The 16236-nt window shown below is 53.7% G+C and carries 12 protein-coding genes; 6 read left to right on the forward strand and 6 right to left on the reverse strand.

Annotation, left to right across the window (positions count from 1 at the left end):
* Positions 1 to 110: 110 nt before the first annotated feature.
* Positions 111 to 587, reverse strand: coding sequence for a transcription elongation factor GreB (gene greB / locus BJJ97_RS03235; RefSeq protein ID WP_095993045.1), 477 nt, complete (start codon positions 585 to 587; stop codon positions 111 to 113).
* A gap of 173 nt (positions 588 to 760) precedes the next feature.
* On the opposite strand from greB, the gene BJJ97_RS03240 reads away from it, so the two are divergent.
* Entirely contained in the window at positions 761 to 2476 is a 1716-nt protein-coding gene (locus tag BJJ97_RS03240; RefSeq protein ID WP_095993046.1) for a lysophospholipid acyltransferase family protein, read from the forward strand.
* Between the two features lie 335 nt (positions 2477 to 2811).
* A complete protein-coding gene (locus tag BJJ97_RS03245) occupies positions 2812 to 4479 on the forward strand; it encodes a methyl-accepting chemotaxis protein (protein ID WP_095993047.1) in 1668 nt (555 codons plus the stop codon).
* Between the two features lie 65 nt (positions 4480 to 4544).
* Here the strand turns inward: BJJ97_RS03245 and BJJ97_RS03250 are convergent, their stop codons facing one another.
* On the reverse strand, positions 4545 to 5831 hold the full coding sequence (locus tag BJJ97_RS03250; RefSeq protein WP_095993048.1) for a citrate synthase: 1287 nt from the start codon (positions 5829 to 5831) through the stop codon (positions 4545 to 4547).
* 343 nt (positions 5832 to 6174) lie between these two features.
* Between BJJ97_RS03250 and BJJ97_RS03255 the strand changes: the two genes are divergently transcribed.
* The 4 genes from BJJ97_RS03255 to kduI all read left to right on the forward strand — a co-directional run bounded on the left by BJJ97_RS03255 (position 6175) and on the right by kduI (position 11679).
* On the forward strand, positions 6175 to 8508 hold the full coding sequence (locus BJJ97_RS03255; RefSeq protein WP_095993049.1) for a Tex family protein: 2334 nt from the start codon (positions 6175 to 6177) through the stop codon (positions 8506 to 8508).
* A 225-nt stretch (positions 8509 to 8733) separates the two neighbouring features.
* The gene (locus tag BJJ97_RS03260; RefSeq protein WP_039484681.1) at positions 8734 to 9522 is read left to right on the forward strand and encodes an IclR family transcriptional regulator; all 789 of its coding nucleotides are present in this window, start codon (positions 8734 to 8736) and stop codon (positions 9520 to 9522) included.
* 351 nt (positions 9523 to 9873) lie between these two features.
* Positions 9874 to 10830: a 2-keto-3-deoxygluconate transporter gene (kdgT, locus tag BJJ97_RS03265; protein ID WP_039484683.1), complete on the forward strand. Its 957-nt coding sequence runs from the start codon at positions 9874 to 9876 to the stop codon at positions 10828 to 10830.
* Positions 10831 to 10842: 12 nt separating this feature from the next.
* A complete protein-coding gene (gene kduI, locus BJJ97_RS03270; protein ID WP_095993050.1) occupies positions 10843 to 11679 on the forward strand; it encodes a 5-dehydro-4-deoxy-D-glucuronate isomerase in 837 nt (278 codons plus the stop codon).
* Positions 11680 to 11853: 174 nt separating this feature from the next.
* Here the strand turns inward: kduI and BJJ97_RS03275 are convergent, their stop codons facing one another.
* From BJJ97_RS03275 to BJJ97_RS03290, 4 genes are read right to left on the reverse strand one after another with little or no spacing between them, the layout of a single operon-like run.
* Positions 11854 to 13263, reverse strand: coding sequence for an FtsX-like permease family protein (locus tag BJJ97_RS03275; protein ID WP_095993051.1), 1410 nt, complete (start codon positions 13261 to 13263; stop codon positions 11854 to 11856).
* Positions 13260 to 13952: an ABC transporter ATP-binding protein gene (locus tag BJJ97_RS03280; RefSeq protein WP_095993052.1), complete on the reverse strand. Its 693-nt coding sequence runs from the start codon at positions 13950 to 13952 to the stop codon at positions 13260 to 13262. The genes BJJ97_RS03275 and BJJ97_RS03280 overlap by 4 nt, the downstream gene beginning before the upstream one ends.
* A gap of 8 nt (positions 13953 to 13960) precedes the next feature.
* The gene (locus tag BJJ97_RS03285; protein ID WP_095993053.1) at positions 13961 to 14440 is read right to left on the reverse strand and encodes a hypothetical protein; all 480 of its coding nucleotides are present in this window, start codon (positions 14438 to 14440) and stop codon (positions 13961 to 13963) included.
* Positions 14441 to 14452: 12 nt separating this feature from the next.
* A complete protein-coding gene (locus BJJ97_RS03290; RefSeq protein ID WP_095993054.1) occupies positions 14453 to 16198 on the reverse strand; it encodes an alkaline phosphatase in 1746 nt (581 codons plus the stop codon).
* Positions 16199 to 16236 lie beyond the last annotated feature (38 nt).

Raw genomic sequence — 16236 nt, forward strand, 5'->3', positions numbered from 1 at the left:
GTTGCGCCGATAGCTCGCAAAAGAGGGATATTATTCCTCAATAAAAGTGCGCCTGCCCGGTATGTCGCACACATGCAAATTTCATCTACATGTCACTACCGGGCCGCTTTTTACTTAACGTACTCAATCGAATTGACGAACCACTCACGCGGGCCGTCTGGCGTATTCACGGTGAATTCCTCATCAACCGCTTTTTTCAGCATGGCGCGCGCCATCGGGGAATCGATCGAAATATAGTCTTTATTGTCGCCGTAGATCTCGTCCGGGCCGACAATCCGCAAACGCTTCGTCTCCCCTTGTTCATTCTCGATCTCAACCCAGGCGCCAAAAAATACGCTGCCATCCTGCTGCGGCGAGTAATCAACGATTTTCAATTCCGTCAGGCATTTTCTCAGGTAGCGCACACGACGATCGATCTGGCGCAATAAACGCTTGTTATAGGTGTAGTCCGCATTTTCTGAGCGATCCCCCAGACTAGCTGCCCAGGAGACAATTTTCGTAATTTCAGGGCGCTTTACATTCCAGAGATGCTCATGCTCTGCACGCAGTTTGTCATACCCCTCGCGGGTAATCAGATTGGTTTTCAAGTCAGTAACCCCGTTAGGCTCTTAGTGCATACAACATGCTTCGATATTCCCACACGAAAAAATCGCGCGTTCATTACACAGATTTACAGTTTTGGCTAATAATCTATCAACAGACATAAATATGTCATTTCTATCCCGTACTTTTAGCCACGGAGAGCTACGGAGAACGATTTATGTTTAGCTTAGACGCCATTCTGCAAGATCTTGTCCCGCATCGCCATACGCCACCCTGGCAGAAAACGGTTTTGCGTTCTCTGCTATTTGAAAATGAAATGCAGCAATTTGCGCGGCGTTACCCGCATTTGAAGGGATTGGATCTGGTCGAACAGATTCTTGACTACTTCAACTTTAATTGTGAAATGGTCGAAGGGGATTTAGAAAATATCCCCAGTCAGGGACCGGTGGTGTTGGTTGCCAACCACCCCATTGGTTCACTGGACGGTCTGGCGCTATTGCGCACCGTCGCCAGCGTCAGGCCCGACGTCCGCATCGTCGCCAGCCAGCTACTCTCTTATGTCGCCCCGCTCAAAAATCTGTTTTTTTCCGTCGATAACTTCAATAACCGCACCAAACGCCAGCAAATCAGCGCCATCCAGCAGCATCTGGAAGGCGACGGCGCGATCATCGTCTTCCCCGCGGGTGAAGTTTCACGCGCCAGCCTGCAAGGTATTCGCGACGGTCACTGGCACAACGGTTTTATCCGCATGGCGAGCAAAGCCCGCGCGCCCGTGGTTCCGATTCATATCGGCGGACGCAACAGTGCGCTGTTCTATCTCTCTTCCATGGTTTATCGCCCACTCTCCACCCTCCTACTGGTGAGAGAAATGTTTGGTCAGCGCGACCAAACCCTCAAGCTGCGTATCGGTGCCAGAATTCCCTATGCGTCCTGGAGTCAGGGCGAATGGAACGCCAACGATCTGGCGGCTCGTTTCCGGCGTCACGTTTATCGACTAGGGCAAGGAAAGCCCGGCTGTTTTACCGGTGAAAAACCCATTGCGCTGGCCGAAGATCGCGTGCTGCTGAAGCGCGCGCTGTCAGAGTGTGAAACGCTGGGTACCACGCCGGATGGCAAGATTGTCTATCTGTATCGTCGCGGTGAAGAAGATTACGTGCCGCTGTTGCGCGAACTCGGACGCCTGCGCGAAATCGCCTTCCGGGCCGTGGGCGAAGGCTCCGGCCAACGCCGCGATCTGGACAGCTATGACGATGACTATCTGCACCTGATCCTGTGGGATGACCGAGAACTGGAGATTGTCGGTGCCTATCGCTTTGTCTCGACGGCCAGTTTGATCGCAGAAAAAGGAAAAAGCGGCCTCTACAGCCACAGTCTGTTCCAGTACGGCGACGAAATGGATCCGATACTGGCATCCGGCATTGAGCTGGGACGCAGTTTTATTCAGCCTAAATACTGGGGTAAACGCGGACTGGATTATCTCTGGCTGGGCATTGGTGCCTATCTGGCGCGCTATCCAGAACACCGCTACCTGTTCGGTCCGGTGTCGCTTTCCGGCACCTTGCCGCCGCATGCTCGTGATTTGCTGGTTGCGTTTTATCGCCTGCACTTCACGCCCGATCAGCCGCTGGCTACGTCGCGTCGCCCTTATCCGGCCTCGCTGCCTGACGTGCTGAAACAGTTTGAAGGAACGGACTACCAGCAAGATCTCACGCGGTTGAAAAGCATGCTCAGCAACATGGGTTGTGCGATCCCCACGCTCTACAAGCAGTATTCGGAGTTGTGTGAGCCGGGAGGCGTGCGGTTTATCGACTTCGGTATCGATCCCGATTTCAATAACTGCATCGACGGTCTGGTGCTGGTCGACCTGAAACAGCTGAAAGAATCACGCTATCAGCGCTATATCGCCCCTTTTGTCAGCGATAAAGCATCCTGATTGATCGGTGCGTTAACTTCTAAAGGGGTTAACGCACCACTCTCCCACGTTTTTCTCATTATTCCCATTAGCCAACGCCATACCCGCACGCATTTTGTCTCTCAGATCACACATTTCATACGAAATCCCATTCGCCGTAATTTACGTGATCAACTGAACGCTTTTCTTGCCGATATTACAGATATTCTTATCAATATGTTTTTGAACGCGGGAGTTACCGGTGTATCCCGAAAATGCGAAACATAGCTATAATGCCTCGTCATTACTTGCATCGATTACGATAGCAAGCCCCCTCCGCTGTGCCTTCATAGCATGTCAAAAAATTAAGGATGTTTATGAATATGCTGAACAGAATCAAACTCGGCAAGATGCTGGGTATGGGATTTTCTCTGGTTATTATCATCAGCCTGATGGTGGCATTCTTCGGACGACTCCAACTGGTTGGGCTGGGTAACGACATCAACCGGCTTTCCGGCACCACGTTGGCGAATATGTTATTGATTCAGGAAGTTAAAGCCGGCTTTGACGCCAATGCTCGCCTGATCCGTAACATGGCACTCAGCACCGACCCTGCACAAATCAAGCAGGAAAAGCAGTTCGTCGACGAGCAAATTGCCCGCAATACCGCCAACCTGAAAAAGCTGGGGCAACAGCTCGATACCGAAGGCACCAGCGCGCTGCTGAAACAGTTTCAGGACACCCGTCCGCCCTACCTTGCCGCCTTTTTGAAAGCGATGGAGCTGGTGCAATCCACCGATCCACAGCAGCGTCTGCAGGGTAACGCCATTATTCTCAATGAGATGCAGACGGCACAAAACGCACTGTTCAAAGTGCTGGACGCGATGATGGCCTCGCAGCAGCAGGATACCAACGAGATTGTCAGCGGTGCACAGCAGGATGCACAGTCCGGCAGCGTTATCATGCTGATTCTCGCGCTTGCCGCCGCCGTCATGGCCGCTGCCGTGGCCTGGCTGATTACCCGCACGCTGAAAAACCAGCTGGGAGGAGAACCACTCTACGCCACCCACGTTGCCCGGCAGGTGGCCGATGGCGATCTGGCCGTCGATATCGATATCAAGCCGAACGACCACAGCAGCCTGTTAGCCACCATGCGTCATATGAGCCATAACCTGGGCGATATCGTCGAGCAGGTGCGGCAGAGCAGCGAAGCCATCGCTTCCGGCTCCAGCCAAATCGCCGCAGGCAGCGAAAACCTGAGCCAGCGTACGGAAGAGCAGGCCGCCAGCCTGCAACAAACGGCTGCGTCAATGGAGCAGATGAGCCAGGCGATTCGTCAGAATGCGCATACCGTGCGTAGCGCCACTCAACTTGCCAGCCAGGCCAGCGAAACGGCGACCAAGGGCGGTGATGCCATCAGCGATATGGTCATTACGATGAAAGAGATCTCCACCAGTTCACACAAAATCCGCGACATCATCAGCGTTATTGATGGCATCGCCTTCCAGACCAATATTCTGGCGCTGAATGCGGCGGTCGAAGCCGCACGCGCGGGCGAGCAAGGCCGCGGTTTCGCCGTGGTGGCAGGGGAAGTACGCTCGCTGGCACAGCGCTCCGCCTCCGCCGCGAAAGAAATCGCAGTATTGATCAACACCAGCGTCGAAAAAGTGGAAGCGGGGAATCGTCTGGTTGAAGACACGGGCAGCACCATTGATGAGCTGGTGCGTCAGGCGCGCAGCGTGGCAGATTTAATCAGTGAAATCGGGACAACAACGCAGGAGCAGGAATCCGGTATTTCGCAAATTCATGATGCCGTGAACCAGCTCGATCAGGTCACCCAGCAGAACGCGACGCTGGTGGAAGAATCTGCCAATGCGGCAACCAGCTTGCGCGAACAGTCCTCTCATCTGGTTACGCTCATGAACCATTTCCACCTGCGCGGTACGCCAACCGTCCGCCCAGCGCCGATGGCGAAAAAAGCCCAACCAACTCGTTTGGCGCTTGCGCCGGTCGGCAACGCACAGGATAACTGGGAAAAATTCTAGGCTTGTCCTGCCCACGATCACCATGATGCCTATGCCGAGACATAGGCATCATGGTGACAATCGCCTCAGTCTTTCAGCGCGGAAACATAGTCCCGACGCGGCTGTCCGGTATAAACCTGGCGCGGACGGTAGATGCTGATTTCATCCTGCTTATGCATCTCATCCCAATGCGCAATCCAGCCGATCGTTCTGCCGACGGTGGAAATAACCGTAAACATTGACGGCGGCAGCCCCATCGCTTTGAGAATGACCGATGTATAGAAATCGACGCTTGGGTAGAGTTTATTCTCCAGAAAATAGGCGTCAGTCATGGCGATGTGTTCCAGCTCCATCGCCACCTGCAATAGACTATCTTCCGTGCCGAGTTCATTGAGCACTTCATAACAGGTTTTACGAAGAATCGCCGCGCGTGGGTCGAAATGCTGGTAGACCGAGTTACCGAATCCCATCAGGCGGAATGAATCGCAGCGGTCTTTCGCGCGTCGTACAAATTCAGGGACGCGATCGACCGTTTTAATCTCTTCCAGCATGCGCATACAGGCTTCGTTCGCCCCACCGTGCAGCGGCCCCCACATCGATGCCAGCCCAGCAGCAATGCAGGCAAACGGGTTCGCGCCGGAGGAACCTGATGCTCTGACCGCCATCGTAGACGGGCACTGACCATGATCGGCATGCAGAATCAGGATGCGGTTCATCGCTCGTTCCAGCACCGGATTCACTTCATATTTCTCCGCCGGAATCGAAAACAGCATGTGCAGGAAGTTACCGGTATAGGAGAGCGAATTACGGGGATACACGGACGGCTGTTCGATGGAATATTTGTAGCACATCGCCGCCAGCGTCGGCATTTTCGACAACAGCCGCACGGCCGCCAGCTCGCGGTGCTCCGCGTTATGAATATCCAATACATCGTGATAGAACGCGGCTAGCGCACCGACCACCGCGCACATCAGCGCCATCGGGTGGGAATCGCGACGAAAACCACTGAACATGCGGGAAATTTGCTCATGAACCAGCGTATGGCGGGTGATGTTGTCGGCAAATTTCGCATACGCTTCCGCCGAAGGCGCTTCGCCATGCAGCAGGATGTAACAGACCTCAGTAAAGTCACACTGTTCGGCGAGCTGTTCGACAGGGAAGCCCCGATGCAGCAACACGCTATTCACCGCATCAATATAGGTAATCGCCGACTCGCACCCTGCCGTATTGGCAAAACCGGGGTCATAGCTGCACAGCCCGTGCTCAGCGAGTGGGCGAATATCCACCGCCGTTTTCCCCAGTACGCCGGAACGCATATCCAGCGTGATATCCGCCTGCCCTTCTGCCGTCAACGTGGACGTTCTGACTGTCATGAACCTTTCTCCTGCCCGAATAATGATGTTGTTCTCGTCCGCTCTTACGGGCTTCTGGATAGGACATCCCGTGCGGCACTCAATTTACAGCGCTCAATTTAAAGCAACACAAAGCCAACGTATGTCATACGCTAAATTCGTGAGTGGGTTGCAAGAATCTGAAGGAATATTGATGTAGGTAAATTTTGTTGCACTGAACGACGCGAGATCATCCGCGTTTTCCAGACGGCAGCGGCTGGCATTTTGCACGCTCAATCCGTATAACTGTCCTCACTGGTTTCACTCACTACTTAATTCCACTACCTTTTATTCCACTAATTTGACGACGACTGATATCAGACCTATGAATGATTCATTAAGCCAACTTATCGCCAGCGAATTGCAGGCGCGTACGGAGCAGGTAGACGCCGCAGTCCGCCTGCTGGACGAAGGAAACACCGTCCCTTTTATCGCCCGTTACCGTAAAGAAGTGACCGGCGGGCTGGATGACACCCAACTGCGCCAGCTCGAAACGCGCCTCGGTTACCTGCGTGAACTGGAAGACCGACGCCAGACTATTCTGAAATCCATCGACGATCAGGGGAAATTAACCCCACAGCTCGCCACCGCCATAAAAGGCACGCTGAGCAAAACCGAGCTGGAAGATCTCTACCTGCCGTACAAACCTAAGCGCCGCACGCGCGGGCAGATCGCGATTGAAGCGGGTCTGGAACCGCTGGCCGATGGCCTGTGGCAAGACCCAAGCCAGGAGCCGGAGCTGACGGCACAGGCTTATGTCGATGCCGAGAAAGGCGTAGCGGACGTGAAAGCCGCATTGGACGGCGCACGTTACATCCTGATGGAGCGCTTTGCCGAAGACGCCACGCTGCTGGCAAAAGTGCGTAACTACCTGTGGAAAAACGCCCATCTGGTTTCCCGCGTCGTAGAAGGGAAAGAGGAAGAAGGCGCGAAGTTCCGCGATTATTTCGATCATCACGAACCGATTGCTCAGGTGCCTTCACACCGCGCACTGGCGATGTTCCGTGGCCGTAACGAAGGCGTACTGCAACTGGCACTGAACGCCGATCCACAGCACGAAGAAGCGCCGCGTGAAAGCTACTGCGAACAGATTATTATCGACCACCTGAACCTGCGTTTGGGGAATGCTGCGGCAGACAGCTGGCGGCGCGCCGTCATTAGCTGGACGTGGCGCATTAAAGTGCTGCTGCACCTTGAAACCGAGCTGATGGGCAGCGTGCGTGAGAAAGCGGAAGACGAAGCGATCAACGTCTTCGCCCGCAACATGCACGACCTGCTGATGGCCGCGCCTGCGGGCATGCGTGCCACAATGGGTCTCGATCCCGGCTTGCGTACTGGCGTAAAAGTCGCGGTGGTGGATGCCACCGGCAAGCTGGTCGCGACCGATACGATTTATCCGCATACCGGTCAGGCAGCGAAAGCCGCTCCAATTGTTGCCGCACTATGCCTCAAATATCAGGTTGAGCTGGTAGCGATTGGCAACGGTACTGCCTCACGTGAGACCGAACGTTTCTTCCTCGACACGCAGAAACAGTTCCCGGCGATCAACGCGCAGAAAGTGATCGTCAGCGAAGCAGGCGCGTCGGTGTATTCCGCCTCCGAGCTGGCAGCGCTGGAATTCCCCGATCTGGATGTCTCGCTGCGCGGCGCAGTCTCTATCGCCCGTCGTTTGCAGGATCCGCTGGCGGAGCTGGTGAAGATCGACCCGAAATCCATCGGCGTGGGTCAATATCAGCATGACGTAAGCCAAAGTCTGCTGGCGAAGAAACTGGATGCGGTGGTCGAAGACTGCGTAAACGCCGTCGGCGTTGACCTGAATACCGCGTCCGTGGCGCTGTTAACCCGTGTCGCCGGGCTGACGCGCATGATGGCGCAAAATATTGTGACCTGGCGTGATGAGAATGGCCGCTTCCATAACCGCGAACAGCTGCTGAAAGTCAGTCGTTTGGGGCCAAAAGCCTTTGAGCAGTGTGCGGGTTTCCTGCGCATCAACCACGGCAACAACCCGCTGGATGCTTCTACCGTTCACCCAGAAGCCTATCCGATCGTAGAGCGCATTCTGGCCGCGACCGAACAGGCGTTGCAGGAGCTAATGGGGAACCCCAACGCGCTGCGTAACCTGAAGCCCTCAGATTTCACCGATGAGCGTTTCGGCGTGCCGACAGTAACCGACATCATCAAAGAACTGGAAAAACCGGGTCGCGATCCACGTCCTGAGTTCAAAACCGCCAGCTTCGCCGACGGCGTGGAAACCTTAAACGATCTCCTGCCGGGCATGATTCTGGAAGGCGCGGTCACCAACGTCACCAACTTTGGTGCGTTTGTGGATATCGGCGTCCATCAGGACGGTTTAGTACACATCTCATCACTGGCCGACCATTTCGTCGACGATCCGCACAAGGTCGTGAAAGCGGGCGATATCGTCAAAGTGAAAGTGATGGAAGTGGATCTGCAACGTAAGCGTATTGCGCTGACCATGCGCCTTGATGAACAGCCGGGCGAGACGGCATCACGCCGTGGCGGTGGCAATGCGCGTAGCGATAGCAATACTTCCTCGCGTCAGCCAGCCGGTAAATCACGTCCTCGTCCCGCTAGCGCCCCTGTCGCCGGCAACAGCGCGATGGGCGATGCCCTAGCCGCTGCCTTTAAAAAGCGCTAACCGGCGTTCTGTCATTTAAATCATGCCTGACCTCGTTTTCATAAGGTCAGGCATCTTTCCTGCCAAAATACCGCCATTTTGTTTCCCTAATAAAACTACGTTTCATTTATATTGAAATATTCAACCACTTCACGATTATTTTGTGATCTGCATCTAGGTAAATAAATTACCGTTGCGTTATTATTGTTCTATATAGGAAACCATAGTTTTATATATAGAACAGTCATGAATATATTCCAACAGCTCGAACACAGTAAAGCGCCAGCAGCCGTCCGTTTAGTGATGATTATTGACTACATCGCCAAACATGACGAAGCCAGCTTCACTGAGATTTGCACTGATTTGTCTATACCCAAAAGCAGCGTACATCATCTACTGGAAGTGCTGGTGGTTACGCAATTGTTACGTCAGCGCGCTGACGGTCGTTACGTTTTGGGGTTGAGACTGTTTGAGCTTGGCGGTCTGGTAATAAAGAATATTGATCTGCGTAAAGACACGATTAACTTTATGCATGAATTAGTCAAAGAGACAGAGCTGACCTGCCATCTTGGTATTATGGACGGCGATAATGGTTTCTTCCTGAGTAAAGTTGAATCGCCCAAGGCCATCGTAAAAACATCCTGGGAAGGTAAGAAAATTGTATTTAACCGTATGTCTCTGGGAAAAGTGCTCGTCGCCTGGCTGCCGCAGGAAAGAATTGAATCACTGATTGCCGATTGCACCTTTGAGTATTTGACCCCTCGGACAATTACCAACAAAGAAGATTTTCTACAGCACCTGAAAACCGTCAAGGAACAGGGCTGGGCAATAGACGACGGCGAAGATATAGAAGAGATTTGCTGCATGGCCGCGCCGATCTTTAACCAAAATGGTGAAGTCATCGCCGCTATTGGCGTTAACGGTATGCAGTCGCAATATGCTAATGGAAAAAAAGAAAAGCATCTGGCAAGCCTGATTAAAACCAGCAAAGCGATTACCGCGCATATTAACAGCCGGAATATTGATATTAGATAATATATTTAGTGAAAATAATCCTAGTGGATTTCACTTTGTGATTTATTGAAATTCATCATAGTCGCGTAAATAGCGTGACGGATATGTCACGACATAATGACCTGTAAACGCTAATTAAGCATTACGGGAAGGCCAACTATAACTAAAAAAACATTAAAGAAGTCATCATTAAGATGACGAAAATTATTAATTATCAATTTTATAATGGGGACAACCATCTTCAATAGTTAATGAAATCGGGTAATAACCCCTTGGGTTTTATTCCCCCCTATTTATTACTTTATACCAATACTCCATCTGCTTTCACTGAAAGCGGGCTGAACATGCTTTTATCTTTTAATGAGGTCTTTTATGAAAATCAAACAAGCTATTGATAAAATCCCTGGGGGATTAATGCTGGTGCCGCTCTTTTTGGGCGCGTTATGTAATACCTTTACGCCAGGAGCCGGGAAATTCTTAGGTTCTTTCAGTAACGGTCTGATTACTGGCACAATCCCTATTCTGGCAGTCTGGTTTTTCTGCATGGGCGCGTCCATTGAATTTAAAGCAACAGGAACGATGCTGAGAAAATCAGGCGTTCTGGTGGTTACCAAAATCGCCACCGCCTGGATTGTGGCGCTGATCGCGGGCACATTCTTACCGGGTGACGGCATCCAAAACGGGATGCTGGCTGGGATCTCCGTGCTGGCGCTGGTCGCGGCAATGGACATGACTAACGGCGGTTTGTACGCTGCCCTGATGAACCAATACGGTTCGAAAGAAGAAGCGGGCGCGTTCGTACTGATGTCTCTGGAATCCGGCCCGTTGATGACCATGGTCATTCTGGGTGCCAGCGGTATCGCGACCTTTGAACCTCAGTTATTTGTCGGTGCCGTCCTGCCTTTCCTGATTGGTTTTGCATTGGGCAACCTGGACCCGGACTTGAGAAAGCTGTTCGGTAATTCAGTACAAACGCTGATTCCTTTCTTTGCCTTTGCGTTAGGTAACACCATTAATTTATCCGTGATCCTCCAGACGGGCTTCGCAGGTATCTTCCTCGGCCTGTTGGTGATTGTTGTTACAGGTATCCCGTTGATTCTGGCGGATAAATTTATCGGCGGTGGTAATGGAACCGCAGGCGTGGCCGCATCCAGCAGCGCGGGTGCCGCCGTCGCCACTCCTCTGTTGATCGCGAATATGGCTCCGGAATTCGCTCCGGTCGCTCAACAGGCAACAGCGTTAGTCGCCACCAGTGTGATCGTGACATCAGTACTGGTACCCATCCTTACGGCAGTATGGGCAAAACGCTTTTCACCTAAAACCGCATAAGAAGGTAGCAAAATGGACGTACGACAAAGTGTACACAGTGAACATGCGAAAACGCTTGATACCACTGAGCTGAGAAAGAAATTTCTTATTGAGCAGATATTTACGCCAAACCAATACACCATGACCTACAGCCACATCGACCGTATCGTGGTGGGCGGGATCATGCCGGTGGATGGCGAGATAACGTTTGATGACGGCATCGGCAAACAATTTGGCGTGAACTATTTTCTTGAGCGTCGCGAGTTGGGGCTGATTAATATCGGCGGCCCGGCAAAAATCGTTATCGACGGCACAAGTTACGAAGTTGGTAATGAGGAAGCGCTCTATGTCGGAAAGGGCACGAAAGCCTTAGCGTTCAGCAGCTTGGATAGCACCAAGCCAGCGAAACTGTATTATAACAGCGCACCTGCACATGCCGTTTTCCCGACACGCATTATTACGCAGGATCAGGCGGTCAAGGCACCACTAGGTGATGTCAAAACCTGTAACAAGCGGACGATTTGCAAATATCTGGTGCCGGAAGTGGTGGAAACTTGCCAGCTGAGCATGGGATTAACGCGTCTGGCGGAAGGCAGCAACTGGAATTCAATGCCGACGCATACCCATGAGCGCAGAATGGAAGTGTACTTCTATTTTGACATGGCGGAAGACACCATTGTTTTCCATATGATGGGTGAACCGCATGAAACGCGCCATCTGGTGATGCATAACGAACAGGCGGTGATCTCCCCAAGCTGGTCGATTCACACCGGCGTCGGCACCAAAAACTACGCCTTTATTTGGGGCATGATCGGCGAAAACCTGACGTTTGACGATATGGACCATATCGCGATGTTGGATTTACGCTAATCCCCTCAGGCGTTACGCCAAGAGAGTAAAATGCAGCAGGGTGAACCACGTTCACCCTGCTTTTTTATGTCACGACGGTAAGACAGCGAAGGACAGCACCAAGCACAGAAACCACGCGCCCGATGCTAATACAGCCTAGCTCAGCGGCTTACTCACCACACTCATTCACCACACTTAGTCGCCGCGTAGCGCCGTGGCGGGAGATTGGCGATAAGACAACATCGCGGGGATGGTGAGTACTACGGCGGCGACCAGCAACAGGAGCAAGACGAAGTGGATGTCTTCCCATTCCAGCGTCACCGGCAGGACAAAGCCGCTTTTCTCACTCATGACCACCGCAATCGCACGTGCGGCAAGGTAGCCCAGACCGACACCCAGCAGTACGCCGACGCTCACCAGCGACATCAGCCCGCTCCAAATCAGCGTGAAAATACCGTAGCGCGGTGCGCCAAAGGCACGCAGTGCGCCGATCTGTTTCTGCCGCTGCCGCAGGTGGATAACCGCTACCATCGCCACCGCGACGCCGACTAATCCCTGCGTGCCCAGCGAGATATAGGTCAACAGCTCACGAATATCGCCCAGCATCGAGTAGAGCTTCACCAGCACTTCGCCGGGGAACACTGCCAGTGTCGTGTTGCTGCGGTACAGCGAACGCAGTTGATAAGCACCCGCGATCGTTTTCGGTTTAACGACAATAGCGGGCAAACCAGCCTGATGTGCGTGTCCGTGTGCTTCGGCTTCGCCGTGTTCATCAGCGTGTGACGCCGTTACTGGCTGAGCGGCATCCGCATGATGGTCACCGCTTTCCGCGCCTTCCGCTGGATGCGCGTCATTGTGATGCTCATCGGCATGCGGCTCACCTTCCGCCTGCGTGGTTTCATCATGCGAATGGCCGTCATGTTCACCTTCGTGCTCATGTTCATCATGGTCGTGATCATCGTGGTGCGCATCGTCCGCAGCATGCGGTGGATGGATGCCATGTACTCGCCACACCGCGTTCACCGGAACCAGAATCGCTTTATCCCACGCGCTGCCGTCAGCAGGCAAAACACCGACAACGGTATAGATGACGTCATCGTGCGCGTGCGCCCCTTCCGTCCCCACCTGACCGTGAATCGGGCTAAATGTACTCCCCACCGTCAGCCCCGTTTGCGCCCCTACCACGGCTTCAAAGCCGTCGTTGAACACGCGCCCGGCGGTGAGTTGTCGCTTGCCGTTATCCGTGACCAGCGGCGGTGTGGTGCCGATAATCGGCATCCCCTGATAGAAATCACCAAACGCAACCGGTGCCGCCCAGGCAACCAGCGGGTTCTTCTCCAGATCGGTCAGCACCTGCGCAGGAATCAGCGTCAGTGCCGACGGTTGCAGGAAAACGGACGACAGCACCAGTTGGGTTTCGCTCCCCGGCGCGCCGATCACCAGATCGAAACGGTCAGCCGCTTTGGCACTGCCCATGCGCAGCGCTCTTTCCTGCAAACTCACCGAAATACTTAACGCTGTCGCCACGGCGATCAGCAACACCACGACCAGCACACCCGGCCAGAGCCGACGCCAGTCGACCCAGATAAGACGCCAAGGAATCATGCGCGATCCTCCTGATACAGCGTGTCCGCCACAAGGCGTCCTTTTTCCAGTTGAATACAGCGCGACATCTGTGAAGCCAGACGCGCATCGTGCGTAATCGCGATAAGCGTCGCGCGACTATCGCGCGCCAGCGTCACCAGCAGGTCGGCGATCTGCTCGCCGCTCTGCGCATCCAAACTGGCCGTTGGCTCATCGGCGATGATGATGTCAGGCTTGCTGAGCAACGCTCTTGCGACCGCCACCCGCTGCTTCTCGCCGCGTGATAGCACTTCAATCGGACGTTTCGCGGTATTCAGCCCTACCTGTGCCAGCAAATCCGCCGCCCGCTCTCTGAGCGACGCGGGGATCCGCCAGTGGTGAAACTGCGCAGGCAGTAAGACGTTCTCTATCGCACTCAGGCCGGGGAACAGGTGGAAATCCTGCATCACCAACCCGATATGCTGCGCCCGCCAGCGGTCACGTTCCGCTTCGTTCATCTGCCAGATGTCCTGCTTTTCCCACTGCACACAGCCCGTTCCGCTGTGATCCATGCCGGTGATGGCATTCACCAGCGTGGTCTTACCGGAGCCGGAAGGCCCCATCACCGCGACCCGTTCGCCAGAACAAATAGACAGCGCAGGAATAGCCAGCACGGCCTCGGACGTATCGGGGAAAGTCACACTCAGGTGTTGAATCAATAACTCAGCCATCAGCGCTCCTAAAGGGTATCGAACGTGGCTTCACGCAGTCGCAGCAGGCTGACAAAACCCGTTTCAGGGTCGGTCCACGATCCGTGTTCCAGCACGCCTTCCACCTCAATCATGGTGTTGTTCTGTACGAAGGTCTGACGTTTGGCGAGGTAAACGACGAGGATATCTTCAGGCCAGTCCGCATCAGACGAACAGAAAGGGCACAGCGCCATTGGCATTTTGGTTAAGACAAAGAATTGTGACTCCGCCTTGAGTGGCGGTGCCATGAAGCCGCGCATCTTGACCCGTTTACCGGAGAGCGTTTTGACTTCATTGGAGAATTCCAGACCCAGCACGCCGTAAGAGGCGTACAGCTTGTCGAAGGAGAGTTCAGACTGCGCGGCTTTCACCGGGGCGATACTTCCGAGGAGGAAGATCACCAGCACCGCGCGCAGCCAAGAGAATAAAAGCGGGGTCGCCCCCGCTTTGCTGCATTTCGCATTATTCATAGCGTCGTAGGATTACTTTTTGTCCTGCGGTTTCACCGCCAGTGCATCAACAATCACCCGGAACAGATCGGTGTTTTCCATGTAACCACGGATACGCTCTGCACCTGGGCCGCTCGCCTGAATCACCATGTCGTCAACGGCATGAACACCCGTATCGGAAGAGCGTGGCAGGATCCCTTCACGGAATACCGCACCCGGCACTTTCTCGTAGGCTTTGTTGGCAACGTATTCATCTTTTTCGTTCTTGATAGCAGGAACGAACTGGCCATCCAGCTTCGGACGGAACGTTTCGTAATAGTCTGGGTAGTTGTTGAAGAACACGGCCAAACGTTTGGAGACGTTCAGGTCATCCGGGTAGCCGTCTTTGTTGGCATCCTTATAGTTCGGATAGCCCGCATCTTCATACACGCCGACTTTCTCACGCATCTCGGTACCCGGTTTGCTGTCATCAATGGTACCGATGATAGACAGGCCATGTGTATGGTCGCCCGTCACGATGATCATCGTGTCTGGGTTTTTCTCGGCAAATTTCTTGGCGATAGCGACAGACTGATCCAGCATGATGGTGTTAGTGAAGGCGCGTTCCCAATCCAGCGGGTGAGACGCTTTGTCGATCAGCGCGGATTCCACCATCAGGAAGAAGCCGTCCTGGTTTTTGGACAGCACATCCAGCGCCGCCTGCGTCATGTCGGTCAGGTCAGGCTGGTTCGGGAATTTCTTGGCAACGTCATTTTTCAGGAAGCGACGATCCATCACGCCATCCATGTTACCAGTGTGGAACAGCCCCAGCAGTTTGGTAGCCTGCGCAGCATTTTTCTTCAGTGAATCTGCATCGGTGACCAGTGAATAGCCCGCCTGCTGGAATTTCTCAACGTAGTTGGTTTCGTCTTTACGCTTAGAACCCGGCGTGCTTTTCGGCAGGAAGTAGGCAGAACCGCCGCCCAGCATGACCGTAGGCTGCACGTTGTAGAACATCTCAACGATTTCAGCTTTATCCGCACGACGACGCGTGTGAGAGACGACTGCCGCTGGCGTCGCGTCCTGAAGTTCAGCATCGCTGACGACGCCGACAGACATCTTGGTAGAACGGGTTAACAGCTCACCCAGCGTTTCCTGCTTCGGGTGATCCAGTGAACTTTTGCTACGGCTGACGTACACACCCAGCGCGTTCACACCGGATTTGTGACCGGTCATGTAGGCGCTCATGGTGTTGGCGCTGTCGGCTGCGATAGAGTCGGTACTGGACGTACCGGCAAACGCCATGTATTGCAGGTCATCAATCGCCAGACGACCGTCGGCTTTCCCTTCCGTCACCCCTTTAGACAGGATGCGCGCGCCAGTACGGTGCGCAACGGACAGGCCATCGCCGATGAACAGAATCACGTTTTTGGCTTTACGCGTGCCAGCCGCTGAATAAACTTCCCAGTTCACCAGCGTCTTCTTGCCTTTGGCTTCCGCTTCTACCACATACTTGCCGGCTTCCGGCAAGTTCACGTCTCGCAGCCAGATCGTGGACGCGTTACCGCCGTCTTCACGCTCAACAAACGAGGCGGTTTTGCCCAGCACCTGCTGGTAATCCTTGCCATTGATCAGAATGCGAATATCTTCCGGCTTAAGTACTTCATCAAACTCGACTTTAAAATCGAATTTTCCGCCTGCCAGCATGGTGGCGCGGTCAATGGGATAAATGGCCTGAGCCTGCACCATTCCCGGCAGAGCAGCAGAAATCAGTAAAGGCAGTAACCAGCGAGCTTTCATTGTTATGTCCTTGGTTGCGTCATTGAGCTGGACATAAC

Origin of the sequence: Pectobacterium polaris (assembly GCF_002307355.1) — a bacterium.
GTDB classification, from domain to species: Bacteria; Pseudomonadota; Gammaproteobacteria; order Enterobacterales; family Enterobacteriaceae; genus Pectobacterium; species Pectobacterium polare.

Excerpts from the sequence above, each read along its gene's own strand:
- BJJ97_RS03245 (WP_095993047.1), top strand. The coding sequence starts at position 2,812 with ATGAATATGCTGAACAGAATCAAACTCGGCAAGATGCTGGGTATGGGA.
- kduI (WP_095993050.1), top strand. The coding sequence starts at position 10,843 with ATGGACGTACGACAAAGTGTACACAGTGAACATGCGAAAACGCTTGAT.
- BJJ97_RS03255 (WP_095993049.1), top strand. The coding sequence starts at position 6,175 with ATGAATGATTCATTAAGCCAACTTATCGCCAGCGAATTGCAGGCGCGT.
- BJJ97_RS03240 (WP_095993046.1), top strand. The coding sequence starts at position 761 with ATGTTTAGCTTAGACGCCATTCTGCAAGATCTTGTCCCGCATCGCCAT.
- BJJ97_RS03275 (WP_095993051.1), bottom strand. The coding sequence starts at position 13,263 with ATGATTCCTTGGCGTCTTATCTGGGTCGACTGGCGTCGGCTCTGGCCG.
- kdgT (WP_039484683.1), top strand. The coding sequence starts at position 9,874 with ATGAAAATCAAACAAGCTATTGATAAAATCCCTGGGGGATTAATGCTG.
- BJJ97_RS03280 (WP_095993052.1), bottom strand. The coding sequence starts at position 13,952 with ATGGCTGAGTTATTGATTCAACACCTGAGTGTGACTTTCCCCGATACG.
- BJJ97_RS03250 (WP_095993048.1), bottom strand. The coding sequence starts at position 5,831 with ATGACAGTCAGAACGTCCACGTTGACGGCAGAAGGGCAGGCGGATATC.
- BJJ97_RS03285 (WP_095993053.1), bottom strand. The coding sequence starts at position 14,440 with ATGAATAATGCGAAATGCAGCAAAGCGGGGGCGACCCCGCTTTTATTC.
- BJJ97_RS03260 (WP_039484681.1), top strand. The coding sequence starts at position 8,734 with ATGAATATATTCCAACAGCTCGAACACAGTAAAGCGCCAGCAGCCGTC.
- BJJ97_RS03290 (WP_095993054.1), bottom strand. The coding sequence starts at position 16,198 with ATGAAAGCTCGCTGGTTACTGCCTTTACTGATTTCTGCTGCTCTGCCG.